The organism is Vibrio sp. 704, from assembly GCF_033339295.1.
In genome coordinates this window covers 1-648 of sequence record NZ_JAWOUH010000551.1, presented here as the reverse complement: position 1 = coordinate 648, position 648 = coordinate 1, and the positions used below count along the sequence as shown (strand labels likewise).

The window sequence follows — 648 nt, the reverse complement described above, 5'->3', positions numbered from 1 at the left end:
AATGAAGGGCACGTACTGATTCGTACCGAGTTAAATGGTGAAGACAAACAGCTGTTGATCATCGTCAGTGATACGGGGATCGGTATCGCGCCCGATAAACAAGGGCGAGTATTTAACTCCTTCGAGCAAGCAGATTCTTCAACTACAAGAAGGTTTGGAGGAACGGGTTTAGGGTTGGCTATCGTTAAAAAGCTCACTGAACTTATGGGTGGTTCTATTACCTTAAAGAGCGTAGAAGGGGTCGGCACGCAGTTTATTGTCACTTTGCCAATACCATGGAATGAGAGCGAAAAACCGAGCCCGCAACATACGCCAGTTCAAACCCGAAGCACTCAGAACTTGCGCATTTTGTTGGCAGAAGATAACCGCGTAAATGCTTTGGTGGCGAAAGGCTTTTGCGAAAAGTTAGGGCACGCAGTGGATGTCGCAGAAACCGGGCTGGTTGCCGTAGAAAAGGCACGCGACAACGATTATGACCTTATCTTGATGGATAATCACATGCCAGAGATGAATGGTGTCGAAGCGACTCGTTTTATTCGCGAAAAGCTAGGGGTAAAGACGTTGCTGTTTGCCTATACTGCGGATGTCTTTCGTGAGGCCCATGACCACTTTATCGCGGCAGGTGCCGATCATGTCCTAACCAAGCCT

At 48.1% G+C, this 648-nt stretch carries 1 protein-coding gene; it reads left to right on the top strand.

Annotated elements, in window-relative coordinates; translation table 11 throughout:
• On the top strand, positions 1 to 648 hold a 648-nt coding region (locus R7R24_RS27700; protein WP_318120274.1), incomplete at both ends, for an ATP-binding protein.